We start from the raw sequence: 17,980 nt of genomic DNA, 5'->3' as shown, positions 1-17,980 counted from the left end.
CGCTACGGGTGCGGTTCGAGAACGGCCATGGCGGCATTGTGACCTGCGATGCCGCTGACGCCGCCGCCTCGGACCGCGCCCGCGCCGCAAAGGAACACATTGCGGTGACCGGTCGAGACGCCCCACCGCGCGGCCGGGTCGATCTCGGGGTCATCCGTTCGGTACGGGAATGCCAAGTCCTGGTGGAAAATATGTCCACCGGGCAGGCCGACCTCACGCTCCAGGTCCAGCGGGGTCTTCGCTTCGAGGCACGGCGCCCCGTTTTCGTCGGCGGCGAGACAATCACTGATCGGCTCCGCCAGCACCGAATCCAGCTGGGCCAAGGTGGCTTTCACCAGCTCGTCCTTCGCCACGGCTGGATCCATGGCGAAAAGCTTTGCCGGTGTGTGTAATCCGAACAGGGTGAGGGTGTGTGCGCCCCGCGCGGCCAGTTCTGGCGAAAGGATCGACGGGTCGGTCAGCGTGTGACAGTAGATCTCCGACGGCGGCGCGGACGGGATGCGGCCGATAGCCGCCTCGCCATATGCCTGATCCAGCTGGGCATACGATTCGCCGATGTGGAAAGTCCCGGCGAACGCCTCACGTGGGTCGACCGAGGTGTCGCGCAGGCGGGGTAAGCGGTTCAGCAGCATGTTGATTTTCAGTTGCGAGCCTTCGGGTTTCGGCCCCTCCGGCGTGCCGAGCAACCGGGCCAGCTCGTGCGGCGCGGCGTTCACCAGCACATGGCCCGCACCGACCACTCCGGCCGCATGACGCACTTCGGCTGTCGCACCGTCGGTTTCGATCTCGGTCACGGTACAGTCGGTGACGATTTCCGCGCCAGCCCCGCGCGCGGCATCGGCCAGTGCGTCGGTCAGTGCGCCCATGCCGCCGACCGGTACGTCCCAGTCCCCCGTGCCGCCGCCGATCACGTGGTACAGGAAACATCTGTTCTGCCGCAGCGTCGCATCATGAGCATGGGTGAACGTGCCGATCAGCGCGTCGGTGAGGACGACGCCGCGCACCGTGTCGTCGTCGAAGGCGGACTCGATGATCTCCCCCAACGGCCGCTCGAACAGCGCCTCCCAGGCGACGGTGTCATCGATGACGCGTTGCAGCTCGGTCCGCGTCGGCAGCGGCTGGGTCAGCGTGGGAAATACCCGCTCGGCCAGTCGCTCCGTCATGCCGTAGAACCGTTGCCAGGCAACGAAATCCCGATCCGAGCCGGTGAGCCGGACGAAACTCTCCCGGGTGCGCGCCTCGGAAGCGGTATCCACCAGCAATCCGCTCTCGCCCACCGGCGTATACGACGAGATCTGCCTACGTCGCGTCGCGAAGGCCAATCCCAACTCCTCGACGATCTGCCGCGGCAGCAAACTCACCAGATACGAGTACCGCGACAATCGCGCGTCCACCCCGGCGAACACCCGCGCCGACACCGCCGCCCCACCGGTGTGTGACTGCCGCTCCAGCACCAGCACCGATCGCCCGGCCCGCGCCAGGTACGCGGCGGCCACCAACCCATTGTGGCCGCCGCCGACAATTACCACGTCATACGAGGACCGTGTCGGCTTCATCCGTCCTCGATAGCACGGATTCCGGCCGATCGACACCCCGCCGGACGAAGAGTGCCCACCACAGCCGCCCGAGGTGACAGCACCGCCGTTCGGCCGGTCGGACTGAAGTAGTTTTAGCTGTTCGGTAACGGATCGGTTGCCAAACTGAGATTCCGATCACTCTGCGGTGCGGAGACGGCGATCACAGGACATCCTGATCTTGCTGGGACCGTCACGGCCCGTTTCGACGCAGGGCAGTGAGGGTGCGGGGATTCGAGAACGGTGCGCAGCAGAGTCGAAGGAGCGAGTATTCGTGCGACCGAAGAGGGCACTGACGTGGATTTCCCTGGCCGCGACGGCGGTGCTCGTCGCCGCGAGCTGTGGCAACTCCTCGGAGACCGCCGACACCACCGAAGCGGCGCAACGACCGGGCACGCTGCTCGCGCAGCGGCCGCTGACCAATGGTGGGCCGACCATCTCGGCGGCGGCCGGGTCGGCGACCTACATTCGGTACATCTCGACCGCACCGGACAAATCGCCGATCGAGGTATCGGGTGCGGTGTACCTGCCGAAAGGTCAAGCTCCCGAAGGGGGCTGGCCGCTGGTCGCCTACGCGCACGGCACCTCCGGGGTCGCCAGTGATTGCGCACCCACGAACTCCCCCGGGCTGTACGGCAACGACACCACGGTCGCGGACCTGCTCGACAGCCGCAAAGCGGTGGTGATGACCAACTATCAGGGGCTCGACGGGCCCGGCGCGGCACCGTATCTGCACGCCGAGTCCTCCGGATATGACGTGCTGGACTCCGTCCGGGCCGCGCAGCAGCTCGACCTTCCGGTGACCGAGGAAGTCGTGCTCGTCGGCCTCTCCCAGGGCGGCCGGGCCACCGAGTCCGCGGCCGAGACGGCCAAGGCCTACGCGCCCGACTTGAAGATCATCGGCAATGTGCTGCTGTCGCCCGCCCTACGCAGCGAACTCGCGCAGGCCGCGGAAACGAAGACGCTGACCATCGGTCAGTATCTGCTGTTGCCCTATCTGGTGGCCGCCGTTCGCTACAACGACCCGGACTACTCCTTCGACAAGGTGCTGCACGGCGCACTGCTCTCGGCGGCGCCCCGGCTGGAAGGACTCTGCACCGGCCAGTCGACGCTGAAGGATCTCGCCATCGGCCAATCGGCGACACCGGCCGCCGTCCAGTTCGTCGACGACGACGCTCGGCAGGCACTGGCCGACTACGAGGCGAGCGGGAACCTGCCCAAGGTGGCCACCGACATACCGACCTTCATCTCGCGCGGCGACAACGACGATCTGGTCAACACCGCCTGGGGCAACCAGGCCGTCGCCGACATGTGCTCGCTCGGCACCGATCTGGTGGACACGGTCCTGCCCGGCGGTCACGAAGCGTGGCGGGCCCGTGGTGATCTGGTGACCGCGTGGATCAATGACCGCTTCGCGGGTGCGCCCGTCCCGGCCACCACCTGCCGCCGATGAACGCCCGCCTGAAAACCGGTGCGGTCCTGCTGATCCTGACCGTCTCCTACTACATCGCCGAATTGATCGTCGCCGCCCGCTGGCCGGAACCGCACCCGTACAGCTGGGCCGACAATATGATCAGCGACCTCGGCGTGCCCGAATGCTTCGGCGACATGGGGCGATACGGCTCGGCGACGCCCCGCTACATCTGTTCGCCGTGGCATGCGCTGATGTCCACCGAATTCGTGCTGCTCGGCATTCTGGTGCTCGCCGCGGCGCTGCTGCTCACCCCGCTGCTGCCGAAAACCCCACTCGGACGGTCGATTCCCGTTCTGGCGGCGGTCAACTGCGTCGGCATCGTCCTTGTCGGGACCTTCCCGGGCAGTGCGGGTGAGGTGCCCGGCGGCGACCAGTTGCGGGCCGTGTTGCATCCGGCCGGTGCGTACCTCGAACTGCTGTCCGGCATCGCGATCATGGTCATCGTCGCGCGCCTCTATCGGCCCTATCGCGCTTACACCGCAGTAACTCTCGCGCTACTCGTCGTGAGCGTCATCGGCGTGATCGCCAGTCTCGCCCCCGGCCACCTCGGCCTCGGTGCGGGTGCCGCCGAACGCTTGGCGATCGACCCGTTCGTACTGTGGCGAATCTGCACCGGTGTCGCTGTTCTCATGGCCTTGCCTCGAATTCGCCGACCAGCCGACTGAGACGCAGGGTCGTGGCCGCGCTCGATGGCGCGGCCACGACTACTCGGAACTACCGTGGTTTCACGGCTTTCACGATGGCCGAGTGCATCTCGGCCGCCACCGCATGCGTCGGGGTGATCTCGATGTCGGTGAAACCGGCCGCGGCCAAACCCGCGCGATATTCGCTCATGGTGAGCGCACCGGCGATACAGCCGACGTACTCGCCACGGGCCTGGCGATCCTCCTGCGTCAAGTGATCCTCGGCGACCACGTCGGTGACGCCGAATCTGCCACCGGGAGTGAGGACTCGAAAGGCTTCCGCGAAAACCGCGGGTTTGTCGACGGACAGGTTGATCACGCAGTTGGAAATCACCACGTCCACGGTCTGGTCCGGCAATGGAATGGATTCGATTGTGCCCTTGAGGAATTCGACGTTCGTCGCGCCTGCCTTCGCGGCATTGGCAGCGGCGAGCGCCAGCATCTCATCGGTCATGTCGAGGCCATAGGCCCTGCCGGACGGGCCGACTCGGCGCGCCGAGAGCAGCACGTCGATGCCGCCGCCGGAGCCGAGGTCCAGCACCGTTTCGCCCTCGCGCAGTTCGGCGACGGCGAGCGGGTTGCCGCAACCGAGGCTGGCCGCCACGGCGTCGGCGGGGATCAGGTCACGGTCCGCCGCCGGGTAGAGCTGCTGACCGAAACCTGCCTCGTCGACCTCCACCGCGGCACCGCAGCAGCCGCTGGGGCCGCAGCAGTCGCTGGCCGTCGATTCTGCGAATGACGTTGCCGCCGTGGCATATCGGGCGCGGACAGCGTCCATGACCGCATCGCGGTCCGAAGTACTCATCACTGATCCTCGATCCGTGGTGATCCGGGCCTCAACCGCAGCAACCGGTGAATATCGGACATGACAGAACCTCCACCTGTGAGACATATATCGAAGAGCTTGCCCATTCAGGGTCGCCACCTTTTCGACATATGTCAATACCCCCGGTAGGGTGAATCCGTGCCCAAGACGCTGCCCTTAGTCGACATGTCCGCCCCGGTCTGCTGCCGCCCGGTGGCGGCCGCACCGATCGGTGACGCCGACGCGCTGGAAGTTGCCCTGCGGCTCAAGGCGATTGCCGATCCCGCCAGGGTGAAGTTGATGTCGCGGCTACTCACCAGCGCGGATGGCGCGGAGACCACCGGCGATCTGGCGACCGCGATCGGACTGGCCGAGTCGACGGTCAGCCATCATCTCGGCCAGCTCAAGAAGGCCGGACTGGTCGAGTCCGAGCGCCGCGGCATGAGCGTTTATCACCGTGCCCGCCGCGACGCCCTCGCCGCGCTGTGCCTCGTCCTGGATCCCAACTGCTGCTGACCGAGCCGAGCAGTGAAAACCGATCAGGTCAGCGTGGTGGTCAGCGGCGCCGATTCACGGCGGCTGGCCTGACGGGCCGCGATCCGGTCGCGTCGCTCCTCGAACTTGAGCATATCCCGCTCGTACTTCGCGAGGTACGCCGCGAGTTGTTCCCGGCTCTGCTCACCGCTGGCGGTGAAGTCATTGCGCTCGAAGATCTTCCAGATGCGCAGCACCGGCATCACCACGTCCTCGAGGTGCTGGCGCATGTCGTAGATGCCGTGCTTGGCCATCAAAGCGCCGTAGCGGCGGAAGTTCGGATTCTCCGCGCCCGGCATCTGGAAGTTCGTCAGGGTCAGGGTGATCGCTTCGATCGCCTGATCGGGCGCCAAATCAAGGGCCGCGCCGCACATGTTGCGGTAGAAGATCATGTGCAGGTTCTCATCGGCGGCGATGCGCTGCAGCATCTTGTCCGCGATCGGGTCGTCGCACACCCGGCCGGTGTTGCGGTGGCTGAGGCGGGTGGCGAGCTCCTGGAAGGTCACGTATGCGACGCCCAGCAGGAAGCCCGTGTCGGGGACCGTGCTGGGATCGACGTCGCTGTACTTGGCCACGGCCAGTGGATCGAAGCCGGTAGTCATCGCGACCATCCTGGCGTTTTCCAGTTCGACCGGGTCGACGCCACGGGTGACGACCAGGTAGTCGCGCATGACGATGCCGTGCCGGTTCTCCTCGGCGGTCCATCGGCCGACCCAGGTGCCCCAGGCGCCGTCCTGGGAGAAGTTCTCCGCGATCACCCGGTGATAGGACGGCAGGTTGTCCTCGGTGAGCAAGTTGGTGATCATCGCGGCCTTGGCGACGTCGGACAGCTGCGACTGGTCGGGATCCCAGTCGACACCGCCCATCGCGGCGAAGTTGCGGCCCTCGTCCCACGGCACATAGTCGTGCGGGTGCCAGTCCTTCGCCATCGACAGGTGCCGATGCACGTTCTCTTCCGCGATCGGCTCGAGCTCCATGAGCAGCTCGAGCTGGGTCAGTTTTCTCCCCATTTGCGTTACCCCTCAGACGTTTTGGCGCACCATTCGCTGGACCGAGCAAGACCGCCAGCGCGACAACCTCCGCGAGCCTACGGATCCGTAGGTGGCAATTCAACTGGCCATACCGGTGCCCCCAGAACTGGTGGCGGTGCCGATGAGGGCAGTGTCGTGGGTGACTCCGCGGCACCGGCGATGGTCGCGAATGTCGTGCGGCGATACTGGATATATTGGCCCTCCGTCGGTCGCGGCATGAACCCGGGTGCGGTCGACCGGTAGCCGCGCGTCCTCGATGCGTTCGCCGTTCCACCCATGCTCAGATCTGGCCCCGACCTTGCTCCAGTTGGGCCGCGGCGCCGAGAAGTAGCGGCTCACCGCCGGGTACGGCGGCGAGTTGGACACCGATCGGCCGACCATCGGCCGAGTGGGCCGTCCTCACCTCACGACCGTACCGCGATAGCCACGACTCCCCCGGGGGTCACGACGGCGACGGCCCCCAAACCTTCATGATCAACGGGACGTGGTGGTGGGTGTTCTCGGGCGATGCCGCCATCATGTCCCGTTGATCATGATCGTCTCCTGGGTCGTTGGCCGATCAAATGGACGGGGTGGTTTGGGGCGGGTAGCGTGACCGCCACTCTGATGAGGGGAACGTGGATGAAAAGTATTGCCTTGCTGGCTATTGGAGCCGCACTGGCACTTGCTGGATGTAGCTCGACGGCGAGTACGGACGCGACGCCGACGTCCGCCGCGCTCAACGACGCGGTGCGCGGAAAGTCGTGCGAGAACTACCTGCCGGTGCTGAGCAAATTGAAGGCGGTCAGCGAGGAGTCGGCGAACAAGACCGCGGAAGAGACGATCGCCCTGCTTCCGCAATCGCCGCAATGGCAGACGCTCAGCGAGACCGACCGGCAGTCGACCATTGCCGGGATTCGCGATGCCGCCAAGGGGAAGTGCTAGCGGCATACGGCATCAGACCCCCAGCGGCATCAGCAGGGGGTCCGCCGGGGTGCGCTCGAAGTCCGCGGCCAGCTGGGCGATGATGCGGTGCGCGGCGTGGCCGTCGCCGAAAGGGTTGCCCGCGTTCGCCATTCGAGCGTACGCTGCCGGATCGTCCAGCAGGTCGGCCGCCGCGGCGACGATGGCGTCGGGCGCGGTGCCGACCAGCTCGGCCGCGCCGACCGCCACCGCCTCGGGCCGCTCGGTAGTCGTGCGCAGGATCAGCGCGGGTTTACCCAGGGTCGGCGCCTCCTCCTGGATACCGCCCGAGTCGGTCAGTACCAGGTCGCAGGCGGCGAGAGTGGCGGAGAAGTCGAGATAGTCCAGCGGCTCCACCACCCGGATGTTGCGGTGGCCGGTCAGTTCGGGCAGCAACGCTTCACGGACTGCCGGGCTCTTGTGCAGGGGCAGCAGGATTTCGACGTCGCCCCGGTCGGCGAGCCGCCGCACCGCGGTACCCATGCAACGCATGGCGTCACCCTGATTTTCCCTGCGGTGCAGGGTGAGCAGGACGCGGCGCAGGTCGGTGGTGAAATGACTGTGTCCAACGCGCTGGTCGAGTACCCACAACAGGTTGTCGATGACGGTGTTGCCGGTGACGAACACCGCGGACTCCGAAACCCCCTCGGCCATCAGATGTGCGGCGGCTCCGGCAGTGGGCGCGAAGTGCCAGCGCGCCACCCGTGCGACGAGCCTGCGGTTGAGTTCCTCCGGAAATGGATTGTCCGGCACGCCGGTCCGCAGGCCCGCCTCCACATGGGCGACGGGAACGCGCTCGTAGAACGCCGCCAGCGCACCGGCCAGCGCCGTCGTCGTGTCGCCCTGCACGACAACCAGATCGGGCCGCCCTTCGCGGATCACCTCGCCGAGTTCATCGATCAATCGGGCGGTCAGGGTGGACAATTGCTGCCGCTCGCGCATCACGTCGAGCTCGATGCGCTCGCACACTTGGAAGAGGTCCAGCATCTGGTGCAGCATCTCGCGGTGCTGTCCGGTGGTCACGACGACCGGCTCGAACAGCGAGGAAGCGGTCATGGCGCGGACCACCGGAGCCAGTTTGATCGCTTCGGGCCGGGTGCCGAGAACGAGCATCGCGCGCACTGCGTCGTTGCTCATGACGGGATGGCCGCCCGCTCGGTGGTCATGAGGGGCGCTTCGACGGCGCGTTCGGACTTGGTCCAGCCGACGCGGCGCGTGAGGATGCGCCACACCGCTCGCCACGCCGCAATGAAACCAACGTAGTTCCACAGCAATTGGCCGTGCAGGTAGGCGGCCGACTTCCACAGCGGCACATCGTCGGTGCGCCGCCAGTACATCACGGCCAAGGCCAGGTAACCGGCGAAGGACGCCACGTACCAGCCGACGCCGCTCAGCACGACCAGCCACATCGGGCCGTCGGCAAGACCGAACAGCCCCATGTCGTGCCTGCACACAAGCGAAACCAACAAATACTGCTGGACGATGGACCATGGCAACGTCATCAGATACGGGACCAGCAGGTACCCGGTGAGGTCCAGCCGCACCCCTGGCCGGATGCCGGAACCCCGCCATAGTTCCGGCAGCCGGGTGACGGCCATGATGTGGCCCTGGTACCAACGGGTGCGTTGCCGCAGCAGGCGGCGCGGATCGGTGAGGCCCTGTTGCGACACGAAGGCGCTCGTGGTGGACGTGACCGTCCAACCCGCCACCGCCAGGCTGATACCCAGATCCAGATCTTCGGTCACCGAGTCCGACCAAGGCTGCTCGCCCACCTCGTCCAGCGCGGACAAGCGGGTGAACTGACCATTGCCGCCCATCCCGACCGAACCCATCGCGACTCGACCGAACTGGCAGAGCGCACTGAGTCCCCAGAACTCGACGTCCTGGAACCGCAGGGCCATCTTGCCGCGACCACGAATTCGCACTGCCAGCTGCACGCCGCCGACCTCCGGCCGCTCGAACAGCTCGGTCACTCGTGCGGCGGCGCCCGGCGTCATCCGACCATCGGCGTCCAGCACGCACACCAGCACGCGGGCCGGGTCCAAGGCCTCCTTCTCGACGCGGCGGCGGACGTGCCGCAGACCCGCGTTCAGGGCGGCCCCCTTCCCCCGCCGAGCCTCGGGCAGTGTCCGGTGCACCACCGCGATTCGGTCGCCGCCGGCGGCTCTGGCAAGTTCGGCCGTACCGTCGTCGCTGCCGTCGTCGATGACGATCACCTCGACTCCGGGCTGGGAATCGAGCAGGCAGTGCACCGTATTCGCGATGACGCGTTCCTCGTTCAAACAGGGAACGAGAACGAACACCCGCCAGCCCGGCGGCAGCTCGACAGGCGGTCCCGCTTTCAGCGCGAGCTGCGCCCGCAGCGACGCATCCGAGCGGCGGGCGAACAGGATTCCGACGACGAGCAGCGGCGCGTTATAGAGCATCGTGATCACGAACACGACAAAGCCGACGGTTCGAACAATGGTATCCAGCAGGCTCACGAAATACCTTTCGTCGCGTTTCTCGTTCCACGGCAGCACCCGTAGTAATCGACAAGAAGCGTTATTGCCTGTGCCCGATGGCCGCACGATGTGGAAACGTGCAAGACCCGTCGCCGACGACCGAGCCGACGCATCAAAAAAAACGGGTTCATTAAATATTCGCGGCAGAAGATCTCATGTCTTCCGCTTCTCATATTTGCGCACCTAGGGCGTTCGCGCAAACATCTCGCGACGCGTGTCGCCGTTCAAGAAAACCCGAATCTGTCTGCGGTTACCGCAGGCGAGCAGGTTGCGAGGGCTTCGCTGCCACGGCGAATAACAGCGACGGCAGCGAAGAATTCCGATCGCGCAGAGTCAGCGCCGCGCGGTGCATTCAAACCCCTTTTCGAGGCCGGTCAGCGGGGCGTGGACCCACCGTCCCGCCCGTGTTCCCGCCGATGCAACGCGAGCTGAATCTCCAGCAACAGCCGGTCGGCGGGATCGGTGAGGTCTATCCGAAGGATGTCTTCGACTCGACGAATGCGGTAGCGCAAGGTATTCGGGTGTACCTGCAGGGCGGTGGCGGCGTTGCGCACATCGCCGTGTTCCCGAAGATAGATGTCCACACTTTCGCGCAGGCTCGCGGAATGTTTGAGGTCATAGTCGGAGAGTGCGCGCAGGCGGGGATCGTGCAATTCGGGGCGAGTGCCGACGAGGTCGAGGATTTCGCCGAGCAGGACGGCGGTGCGGGATTCGGCGAGGGTGGTGACCCGGCCTCTCGGATAGGTGGCGATGGTGCTGTCGAGGACCCGGTCGACCTCGCGCCTGGCATCCGCGACACTGCTCAGGTCGGCGACGGGGCAGGCGATGGCCGCCCGAAGCGCCAGTGCGCGTTTGGATTCGAGCTGCTCGACCAGTTGGCGGGTCCACGCGGTGACGGCATGCGCGGCCTTGTAGCTCGGCAACAGCACGTAGACCCGGTCGCCGAGGGTGGCGGTCACCGAGTCGTTGCGAAATGAGCTGGCGCGCAGGCGAAGCATGTTGCCCAGCGCCGAAGGTTCAGTGGCGGGCGCGGTTTCGGTGGCGGTGAGGGCGAACCCGACCACGGCGGCCGGACCGGTCAGCGGCAGGTTCAGCGCGCTCGCCACGGTCGCGACGTCGACGGGGGCGCCCGCACCGAACAGCCGTTGCACGAGTAGCGCTTCGGTGGACGGCGCGTCGAGGCTGCGTGAGATGAGGCGGGCCGCGATGGCCGCGGCGCCGCGCAGGATCTCCGCCGCGTCCGGTTTGAACGGCCGATCGCCCTGCTGTAACCAGATCGCGCCGAGCACGCGCGGCGCCCGCGCGGCCCCGTCGGCCGGATGCCGGACGCTGACCACGAGCCTGCGCTTGATGTTCAACTCTTCGTGCGCGGGCACATCGATGACCTCATCGGTGCGCCGCAACCGGTCGAACACTCCCCACTTCCGCAGCACCGCCAGGTACTCGCGCGGCCCTTCCCTACCCAGGATCGACATCACCCGCATCTGGTCGGCGGCCTCGTCGGAGGCCGAATATGCCAGCACATGGGACTGCGGGTCTTCGATCGACACCATGCCACCCGCGTTCTGCGCAACGATCTGCGCAAGACCGAACAGGTCGATGTCCGCGGCAACAAGCCCACTATCAACAGCCACGACTACGCCTTTCGGCCAACTCGACAACACACTCATCCCATCTTTGTCCTTTTAGCCCATTTCCCGGGCACTTTTCCGGTGTTGACTTCGGCTCACCTCATTATTTGCCACACCAAGCAGGAGGAACCATGGACGCCATCGTGTCCACACCGCGGCCGGTCAACGAGCCGGTCGGCACGTTCGCCCCCGGTAGTGCGGAACGTACACGGTTGCAGGCCAAGCTCGCCGAACTCGGCTCGACCCCGACCGAGGTCCATCACGTCATCGGCGGCGAGCACCGGCGCAGTTCCGGCAAGACGATCGAGGTGGTGCAACCGCATCGCCACGCAGCCGTGCTCGGCACCCTCACCACCGCGAAGCCGAGCGATGTCGAGGACGCGATCGAGGCGGCCACCGCGGCGGCGCCCGCCTGGCGGGCACTGTCGTTCGAGGATCGCGCCGCGGTATTCCTGCGTGCCGCGGATCTGCTGGCCGGCCCGTGGCGCGAAACGATCGCCGCCGCAACCATGTTGGGGCAGTCGAAGACGGCCTACCAGGCCGAGATCGACAGCCCGTGCGAGCTCGTCGACTTCTGGCGCTTCAACGTGCATTTCGCGCGGCAGATCCTCGCCGACCAGCCGATCTCCGCGCCGGGAGTGTGGAACAAGGTCGAATACCGCCCGCTGGACGGCTTCGTCTACGCGATCACCCCGTTCAACTTCACCGCGATCGCGGGCAACCTGCCGACCGCACCCGCACTGATGGGCAACACCGTCATCTGGAAGCCCGCGATGACCCAGTCGGTCGCGGCGTACTGGACGATGAAACTGCTGGAGGCGGCCGGTCTGCCGCCCGGTGTGATCAACATGGTGCACGGCGCGGGACCGAAGGTCTCCGATGTCGCGCTGACCGACCGCCGGCTGGCGGGCATCCACTTCACCGGCTCCACCGCGACGTTCCAGCACCTGTGGCGCTCGGTCGCGACGAACATCGCCGACTACAACGCCTACCCGCGCCTCGTCGGCGAAACCGGCGGCAAGGACTTCGTCCTCGCGCACAGCTCCGCCGACCCCGATGTGCTGACGACGGCGCTGATCCGCGGCGCGTTCGACTACCAGGGACAGAAGTGCTCGGCCGCCTCGCGCGCCTTCATCCCGAAATCGGTGTGGGCCAAGATGGGTCGCGAGTTCGTCGACAAGGTCGCCACGCTGAGCTACGGCGACGTCACCGACTTCAGCCATTTCGGTGGCGCACTGATCGACAAGCGCGCCTTCGACAAGAACGCCGAGGCCATCGCCCGGGCGAAAGTCACGCCGAGTCTGTCGATCGCGGCGGGCGGGCACGCCGACGACTCGGTCGGCTACTTCGTCGACCCGACCGTGCTGCTCGGCGAGGATCCGACCGACGAGGCATTCCACACCGAGTACTTCGGCCCGATCCTGTCCGTCCACGTCTACGACGACTCGGTCCGCGGCTCGTTCGAGCAGACCCTGGAACTGGTGGACAAGGGTTCGCCCTACGCACTGACCGGTGCGATCATCGCCGACGACCGCACCGCGATCAGCGCGGCGACCGAGGGCCTTCGCTTCGCCGCGGGCAATTTCTACATCAACGACAAGCCCACCGGCGCGGTCGTCGGCCAACAGCCGTTCGGTGGGTCGCGCGCCTCGGGCACCAATGACAAGGCAGGCTCGGCACAGAACCTGCTGCGCTGGACCTCCGCCCGCACCATCAAGGAAACCTTCGTCCCGGCCACCGACCACCGTTACCCGCACCAGGAGGCGTAGCGCTCATGGCCTTCTCCACACTGCTGCGGCCCGCCATGCTGGCCGCGTCCCGTTCGCCGCGCATGGAGCGCACCATCACGCGAATGCGGACCACCAAGAAGCTGGTCGACCGGTTCGTCGCGGGCGACTCCGCGGATCAGGCGGTGACCGCCGTGCAATCCCTGCTCGCCTCCGGCCGGTATGTCACCATCGACTACCTCGGTGAGGACACCACCGAGATCGAGCAGGCCCGCACCACCGTCACACACTATCTGCACATGCTGTCCGCGCTGGCCCGGCTCGAGGTCGAGCCGGACACGGAATCGGTTCGGCCGCTGGAGGTCTCGCTCAAGCTGTCGGCCCTCGGCCAGTCCCTGCCGCAGGACGGTCACGCGATCGCGCTCGACCACGCGCGCCAGATCTGCGTGGCGGCAGAGGCCGCGGGCGCATGGGTGACCATCGATGCCGAGGATCACACGACCACCGACTCCACCCTGGCCATCGTGCGGGAACTGCGTGCCGACTTCCCCACTCTCGGCACGGTGTTGCAGGCGTATCTGCACCGCACCGAGGGCGATTGCCGGGAACTGTCGGGCCATGGGTCCCGGATCCGCTTGTGCAAGGGCGCGTACAAGGAACCTGCGTCCGTCGCGTATCAGGATCGTGCCGAAGTCGACGAGTCCTATCTGCGCTGTCTGCGCGTGCTGATGCTGGGCGACGGCTACCCGATGGTCGCCACCCACGATCCGGCGCTCATCCAGGCCGCCCAGGACTGTGTCGAGTCGACCCGTCGCAAGCCCGACGAGTTCGAGTTCCAGATGCTGTACGGCATCCGCGACGCCGAACAGCGCAGGCTGGTCGAGGACGGCAACCATCTGCGGGTCTACGTCCCCTACGGCGACCAGTGGTACGGCTACTTCATGCGCAGGCTGGCCGAACGCCCGGCCAATGTCGCGTTCTTCCTGCGCTCGCTCAAACCCGGTAGTCAGCGGTAGCGCGGGGCGCGATCGAGCCGCGCCCGTACGGTTGGCCAACCGTGTTGAACAATATTTGGCCAACTCGCCGATCACAGGGCCGCTGTGGTCGTATTTAGTAACCACAGCTCGAAGTGTGATCTGCGTTACGCATCGTCGCGTGGCGCGGAGGACGAAAGGAAGCACATGTCCATCGCGCAGTTGCGTAGCCAGATGCTGCGCCGCAAACCCATGGGGGAGATCGATGAGGGCGCCCCCGCCGACGAACAGTTGGCGCGGTCGCTCGGTCTGTGGCAGCTCACGGCGATCGGCGTTGGTGGCATCATCGGCGCGGGCATCTTCACCCTCGCGGGCGCGGTCGCGCACTCCGTCACCGGTCCGTCGGTGCTGATCTCGTTCCTGATCGCCGGTGTCGCCAGCGCCGCCGCCGCGCTCTGCTACGCCGAGTTCGCGGGCATGGTGCCGAAGGCAGGCTCCGCCTACACCTACGGTTACGTCTCGCTCGGTGAGCTCGCGGGCTGGTTCATCGGCTGGGATCTGCTGCTGGAGTACATCGCGGTGGCGGCGGTGGTCGCGATCGGTGTGTCGGGCTACTTCCGATTCCTGCTCGGGCAGGTGGATGTCGACCTGCCGAACTGGATGATGGGTGCGAGCGGCACCGGCGAAGGCCATGTGATCGACGTCTTCGCGGTGCTGTTCTGCCTCGGCACGGCGTGGCTGCTCTCCCGCGGCATCCGCAGCGTCGGCCGGTTCGAGACCGTCGCGGTGGGCATCAAGGTCGCGCTGGTCCTGCTCATCATCGTGCTCGGTGTCTTCCACATCGACAGCTCGAACTACACGCCGTACTTCCCGTTCGGCGCCGGTGCGGTGTGGACCGGCGCGGCCACCGTGTTCTTCGCGGTGTTCGGCTACGACGCGATGAGCACCGCCGCCGAGGAATCGACGGACGGCAAGAAGCACCTGCCCAAGGCCATCCTGTACTCGCTGGCCATCGCGATGGTGCTGTACGTGCTGGCGACCCTGGTGCTGACCGGCATGCAGAAATACACCGAGATCAGCCCGACGAGCGGCTTCTCCACCGCGTTCGAGTCCGTCGGCATGCCGGGCATCGCGAACATCATCGCGATCGGCGCCATTGTCGGCATCGTCACCGTGGTGCTCACCTTCATGCTTGGCGTGACCCGCGTCTGGTACGCGATGAGCCGCGACGGGCTGCTGCCGGAGTGGTTCGCCAAGACGCATCCGGTGCGCAAGGTGCCGACCAGGGTGACCTGGATCGTGGGCATCGGCGCCGCGGTGATGGCGGGCCTGCTGGACATCACCGTGGTCGCGGAGCTGACCAATATCGGCATCCTGATGGCCTTCATCGTCGTCTCGGTCGCGGTGATCGTATTGCGGCGCACCAGGCCCGACGAGCCGCGTGAGTTCAAGCTGCCGCTCATGCCGGTGGTCCCGATCATCGGCATCGGCTTCTCGCTCTACCTCATCTGGTCGCTGCCGTGGGAGACCTGGGTGCGGTTCGCGGTCTGGCTGCTGGCCGGCCTGGCCGTGTACTTCGGCTACTCGCGGACGCACTCCAAGCTGGAGCGCACCGGTTCGGCCGAGGTGGCCGACAAGGTATAGGAGCTCCGAGGGGCACTGACGCCAGCTCCTCGGATCGGTTGGGTGGGTGGACCAATGGCCACCCACCCAGCCCTATTTTCAGAGAGGAACCGATGGGCGGTCACCGAGTTCTGATCACCGGTGCGGGCGGCGGAATCGGCACCCTCATGCGGGCCCGACTACGCCGCCCCGATCGCGTGTTGCGACTGCTGGACCTGGCCGAACTCCCCTCTGCCGCAACGGATGAGCAGGTGGAAATCATCACCGGCTCCCTGACCGACGCCGACACCATGGCGAGCGCGTGCCGCGAGGTGGATGCCATCATCCATCTCGGCGGGATCAGCCGCGAGGACAGCTGGGAACGCCTGCTCGCGGTGAATGTCGATGGCACGCATACGGTTCTGGAAGCCGCTCGACAGGCGGGCGTCTCCCGTGTCGTGCTCGCGTCCAGCAATCATGCTGTCGGGTATCGGATCGTCGGCGAGTCGGGTCCGAATGGCATTGCGGCGGAGGCAGCTCCGCGACCGGACACCTATTACGGATTCAGCAAGGCGGCAATCGAGGTCTTGGGCAGTCTTTACCACTCCCGGTTCGGCATGGACGTGATCTGCGTGCGGATCGGATCGTGCTTCGAGCGGCCGCGTGATGTCCGGGAACTGTCGACCTGGTTATCGCCGGACGACGCGGCGCGGCTACTGGAAGCATGTCTTGCCGCGGAAAGTCCGGGCTTCCGGGTAATCTGGGGCGTATCGAAAAACACCCGCGCGGTCGTGTCGCTGCGGGAGGCCGAGGAACTCGGTTATCGCAGCAATGACGACGCCGAGCGATTCGCCGCAAGCATTCCGGCAGGTTCCACTGCCGCACCGACGTATATCGGCGGCTCCTTCATCGAAACTCCGCTCGGTGAACCCGACCCTCACTGACGCGGGTTCACCGGAATACTGAACTCCTTGTGATTCCCGTCCGTATTGATTGCGAAATGGTCATACGACTATCTACTGTCGGATCTTCGGCCCGACGGCTCGGTCGTGCTGGTCACGCGGTGCGGCGTGACCGAGAGGAGCGATAGCAGATGGATCTCCAGGATGTCGTATCAGCGGGTGTGCTCGAGCAGCGCGAGCTGCTGGAACAGGGGGCGCTGTCGACACAGGACCTTGTCGACGCCACGTTGCACGGCATCGACGAGGCCGCGGAACTCGGTGCGTTCACCCGCGTGCTGCACGAGCGGGCCCGCGCCGAGGCGATCGACCGTGATCGGGAACGCGCGGCGGGGGCGGTCGGCCCGCTGCACGGCATTCCGATCGCGATCAAGGACGAGATCGACGTCGCCGGTGTGGTGACCACCTTCGGCACCAGGGCCAACTCGACCCCGGCCGCGGCCGACGCCGAAGTGGTGCGGCGGTTGCGGGCTGCCGGGGCGGTCATCGTCGGCAAGACCGCGATGCCGGAGTTCGGGCAGTGGCCGTTCACCGAATCGAGCACCTACGGGGTGACCCGCAATCCGTGGGATCGCAGCCGGTCGACCGGTGGCTCCAGCGGTGGCTCGGCCGCAGCCGTTGCGGCGGGGCTGGTTCCGGTCGCGCTGGGCGGCGACGGCGGCGGGTCGATCCGGATCCCGTCGGCCTGCTGCGGGCTGTTCGGTCTCAAACCGCAGCGCGGACGGGTGCCGGTCGCGCCGAACGAGCACCTGTGGTGGGCGCTGGGCGTGTGCGGGCCGTTGACCCGCGGCGTGCTCGACTCGGCGATCGTGTATGACGTGATTCGCGGCAACACACCCCACGACCGGTTCACGGCGGCGGACCCGGTGATGTCGTTCGAGCAGGCGGCCAGGCAATCTACGGCCGGTCTGCGGATCGGGTACAGCACCAAATCGGCCACCCCGCTGGTGAAACCGGATCCCGCGCATGTGCGTGCGGTGCACGAAACCGCGAATCTGCTTGCGGAGCTGGGTCATTCGGTCTTCGAGGTGGACCCGGACTATCCCGAACCGACACATGCCTTCTTCCCGCAGTTCTTCGGCGGGGTGCGGGAAGAAGCCGCGCTGGTCGAGCATCCGGAACTGCTCGAGCGCCGCACCCACCAGACCATCGCACTGGGCGCGTGGGCACGGCGTCCGGTGGTGGAATGGGCGATCCGGCGGGGAGAAGCCTTGGCGCGCAAGGCCGATCGACTCTTCGCCGACTGCGATCTGCTGCTCACCCCCACCATCGCGAACCGCCCGCCGCAGCTCGGCGTGCTCGACGGCGCGAATACCGTCCGCGCCCAGATCGCGTCCATTCCGATGGTGGCGTACACGGCGCTGTGGAATGTGACCGGGCACCCGGCGGCGTCGCTGCCCGCGGGCGTCGGCGCGGACGGCCTGCCGCTGGCGGTGCAGTTGGTCGGACCGACCAACGGCGAGACGACCATCCTCTCGGTTGCCGCGCAACTCGAGCAGGCTCGGCCGCATCCTCGTCCGATGGGCTGAATCCGGGTTCG

The 17,980-nt window shown here is 66.6% G+C and carries 16 protein-coding genes; 9 read left to right on the top strand and 7 right to left on the bottom strand.

The window, feature by feature from the left end:
* Nucleotides 1-2 precede the first annotated feature (2 nt).
* Nucleotides 3-1,556 carry a phytoene desaturase family protein gene (locus KV110_RS18495; protein ID WP_218477549.1) on the bottom strand — a complete coding sequence of 518 codons (1,554 nt, stop codon included), beginning with the start codon at nucleotides 1,554-1,556 and terminating at the stop codon, nucleotides 3-5.
* Nucleotides 1,557-1,848: 292 nt separating this feature from the next.
* Here KV110_RS18495 and KV110_RS18490 point away from each other — a divergent pair, with 292 nt between their 5' ends.
* The gene (locus KV110_RS18490; protein ID WP_218477548.1) at nucleotides 1,849-3,027 is read left to right on the top strand and encodes a lipase family protein; all 1,179 of its coding nucleotides are present in this window, start codon (nucleotides 1,849-1,851) and stop codon (nucleotides 3,025-3,027) included.
* Nucleotides 3,024-3,713, top strand: coding sequence for a DUF998 domain-containing protein (locus KV110_RS18485; protein ID WP_218477547.1), 690 nt, complete (start codon nucleotides 3,024-3,026; stop codon nucleotides 3,711-3,713). The genes KV110_RS18490 and KV110_RS18485 overlap by 4 nt, the downstream gene beginning before the upstream one ends.
* A 49-nt stretch (nucleotides 3,714-3,762) precedes the next feature.
* Here the strand turns inward: KV110_RS18485 and arsM are convergent, their stop codons facing one another.
* Nucleotides 3,763-4,536 (bottom strand): arsenite methyltransferase, encoded by a 774-nt coding sequence (gene arsM / locus KV110_RS18480; protein ID WP_218477546.1) that lies wholly within the window; start codon nucleotides 4,534-4,536, stop codon nucleotides 3,763-3,765.
* A gap of 159 nt (nucleotides 4,537-4,695) precedes the next feature.
* Here arsM and KV110_RS18475 point away from each other — a divergent pair, with 159 nt between their 5' ends.
* Nucleotides 4,696-5,052, top strand: a complete 357-nt coding sequence (locus tag KV110_RS18475; RefSeq protein ID WP_218477545.1) for an Rv2640c family ArsR-like transcriptional regulator — start codon at nucleotides 4,696-4,698, stop codon at nucleotides 5,050-5,052.
* 23 nt (nucleotides 5,053-5,075) lie between these two features.
* On the opposite strand, the gene KV110_RS18470 is transcribed toward KV110_RS18475, so the two are convergent.
* Entirely contained in the window at nucleotides 5,076-6,080 is a 1,005-nt protein-coding gene (locus tag KV110_RS18470) for an acyl-ACP desaturase (protein ID WP_218477544.1), read from the bottom strand.
* Nucleotides 6,081-6,381: 301 nt separating this feature from the next.
* The gene (locus KV110_RS41810) at nucleotides 6,382-6,504 is read right to left on the bottom strand and encodes a hypothetical protein (RefSeq protein ID WP_281427772.1); all 123 of its coding nucleotides are present in this window, start codon (nucleotides 6,502-6,504) and stop codon (nucleotides 6,382-6,384) included.
* A gap of 218 nt (nucleotides 6,505-6,722) precedes the next feature.
* Between KV110_RS41810 and KV110_RS18465 the strand changes: the two genes are divergently transcribed.
* Nucleotides 6,723-7,025, top strand: coding sequence for a hypothetical protein (locus tag KV110_RS18465; protein ID WP_218477543.1), 303 nt, complete (start codon nucleotides 6,723-6,725; stop codon nucleotides 7,023-7,025).
* A gap of 12 nt (nucleotides 7,026-7,037) precedes the next feature.
* On the opposite strand, the gene wecB is transcribed toward KV110_RS18465, so the two are convergent.
* The 3 genes from wecB to KV110_RS18450 all read right to left on the bottom strand — a co-directional run bounded on the left by wecB (nucleotide 7,038) and on the right by KV110_RS18450 (nucleotide 11,181).
* Entirely contained in the window at nucleotides 7,038-8,180 is a 1,143-nt protein-coding gene (wecB, locus tag KV110_RS18460) for a non-hydrolyzing UDP-N-acetylglucosamine 2-epimerase (protein WP_218477542.1), read from the bottom strand.
* Nucleotides 8,177-9,526 carry a glycosyltransferase family 2 protein gene (locus KV110_RS18455; protein ID WP_218477540.1) on the bottom strand — a complete coding sequence of 450 codons (1,350 nt, stop codon included), beginning with the start codon at nucleotides 9,524-9,526 and terminating at the stop codon, nucleotides 8,177-8,179. The genes wecB and KV110_RS18455 overlap by 4 nt, the downstream gene beginning before the upstream one ends.
* A 395-nt stretch (nucleotides 9,527-9,921) precedes the next feature.
* Nucleotides 9,922-11,181: a PucR family transcriptional regulator gene (locus KV110_RS18450; protein ID WP_343224190.1), complete on the bottom strand. Its 1,260-nt coding sequence runs from the start codon at nucleotides 11,179-11,181 to the stop codon at nucleotides 9,922-9,924.
* A gap of 128 nt (nucleotides 11,182-11,309) precedes the next feature.
* Here KV110_RS18450 and pruA point away from each other — a divergent pair, with 128 nt between their 5' ends.
* From pruA to KV110_RS18425, 5 genes are all read left to right on the top strand, one after another.
* Nucleotides 11,310-12,947 carry an L-glutamate gamma-semialdehyde dehydrogenase gene (pruA, locus tag KV110_RS18445; RefSeq protein WP_218477536.1) on the top strand — a complete coding sequence of 546 codons (1,638 nt, stop codon included), beginning with the start codon at nucleotides 11,310-11,312 and terminating at the stop codon, nucleotides 12,945-12,947.
* 5 nt (nucleotides 12,948-12,952) lie between these two features.
* On the top strand, nucleotides 12,953-13,921 hold the full coding sequence (locus KV110_RS18440) for a proline dehydrogenase family protein (RefSeq protein ID WP_218477535.1): 969 nt from the start codon (nucleotides 12,953-12,955) through the stop codon (nucleotides 13,919-13,921).
* Nucleotides 13,922-14,086: 165 nt separating this feature from the next.
* The gene (locus tag KV110_RS18435; RefSeq protein WP_218477534.1) at nucleotides 14,087-15,523 is read left to right on the top strand and encodes an amino acid permease; all 1,437 of its coding nucleotides are present in this window, start codon (nucleotides 14,087-14,089) and stop codon (nucleotides 15,521-15,523) included.
* A gap of 92 nt (nucleotides 15,524-15,615) precedes the next feature.
* Nucleotides 15,616-16,425, top strand: a complete 810-nt coding sequence (locus KV110_RS18430) for an NAD-dependent epimerase/dehydratase family protein (protein WP_218477533.1) — start codon at nucleotides 15,616-15,618, stop codon at nucleotides 16,423-16,425.
* 149 nt (nucleotides 16,426-16,574) lie between these two features.
* Nucleotides 16,575-17,969, top strand: coding sequence for an amidase (locus KV110_RS18425; protein ID WP_218477532.1), 1,395 nt, complete (start codon nucleotides 16,575-16,577; stop codon nucleotides 17,967-17,969).
* Nucleotides 17,970-17,980 lie beyond the last annotated feature (11 nt).

The sequence above is a fragment of the Nocardia iowensis genome (assembly GCF_019222765.1).
Lineage (GTDB): Bacteria > Actinomycetota > Actinomycetes > Mycobacteriales > Mycobacteriaceae > Nocardia > Nocardia iowensis.
Note: the sequence above shows the minus strand (reverse complement) of the source record. Positions and strands in the feature narration are given on the sequence as shown.

What these genes read in the sequence shown, in the direction of transcription:
- KV110_RS18470 (WP_218477544.1), bottom strand. Translation starts at nt 6,080, where the DNA reads ATGGGGAGAAAACTGACCCAGCTCGAGCTGCTCATGGAGCTCGAGCCG.
- KV110_RS18430 (WP_218477533.1), top strand. Translation starts at nt 15,616, where the DNA reads ATGGGCGGTCACCGAGTTCTGATCACCGGTGCGGGCGGCGGAATCGGC.
- pruA (WP_218477536.1), top strand. Translation starts at nt 11,310, where the DNA reads ATGGACGCCATCGTGTCCACACCGCGGCCGGTCAACGAGCCGGTCGGC.
- KV110_RS18495 (WP_218477549.1), bottom strand. Translation starts at nt 1,556, where the DNA reads ATGAAGCCGACACGGTCCTCGTATGACGTGGTAATTGTCGGCGGCGGC.
- KV110_RS18435 (WP_218477534.1), top strand. Translation starts at nt 14,087, where the DNA reads ATGTCCATCGCGCAGTTGCGTAGCCAGATGCTGCGCCGCAAACCCATG.
- KV110_RS18440 (WP_218477535.1), top strand. Translation starts at nt 12,953, where the DNA reads ATGGCCTTCTCCACACTGCTGCGGCCCGCCATGCTGGCCGCGTCCCGT.
- KV110_RS18425 (WP_218477532.1), top strand. Translation starts at nt 16,575, where the DNA reads ATGGATCTCCAGGATGTCGTATCAGCGGGTGTGCTCGAGCAGCGCGAG.
- arsM (WP_218477546.1), bottom strand. Translation starts at nt 4,536, where the DNA reads ATGAGTACTTCGGACCGCGATGCGGTCATGGACGCTGTCCGCGCCCGA.
- KV110_RS18485 (WP_218477547.1), top strand. Translation starts at nt 3,024, where the DNA reads ATGAACGCCCGCCTGAAAACCGGTGCGGTCCTGCTGATCCTGACCGTC.
- KV110_RS18465 (WP_218477543.1), top strand. Translation starts at nt 6,723, where the DNA reads ATGAAAAGTATTGCCTTGCTGGCTATTGGAGCCGCACTGGCACTTGCT.
- wecB (WP_218477542.1), bottom strand. Translation starts at nt 8,180, where the DNA reads ATGAGCAACGACGCAGTGCGCGCGATGCTCGTTCTCGGCACCCGGCCC.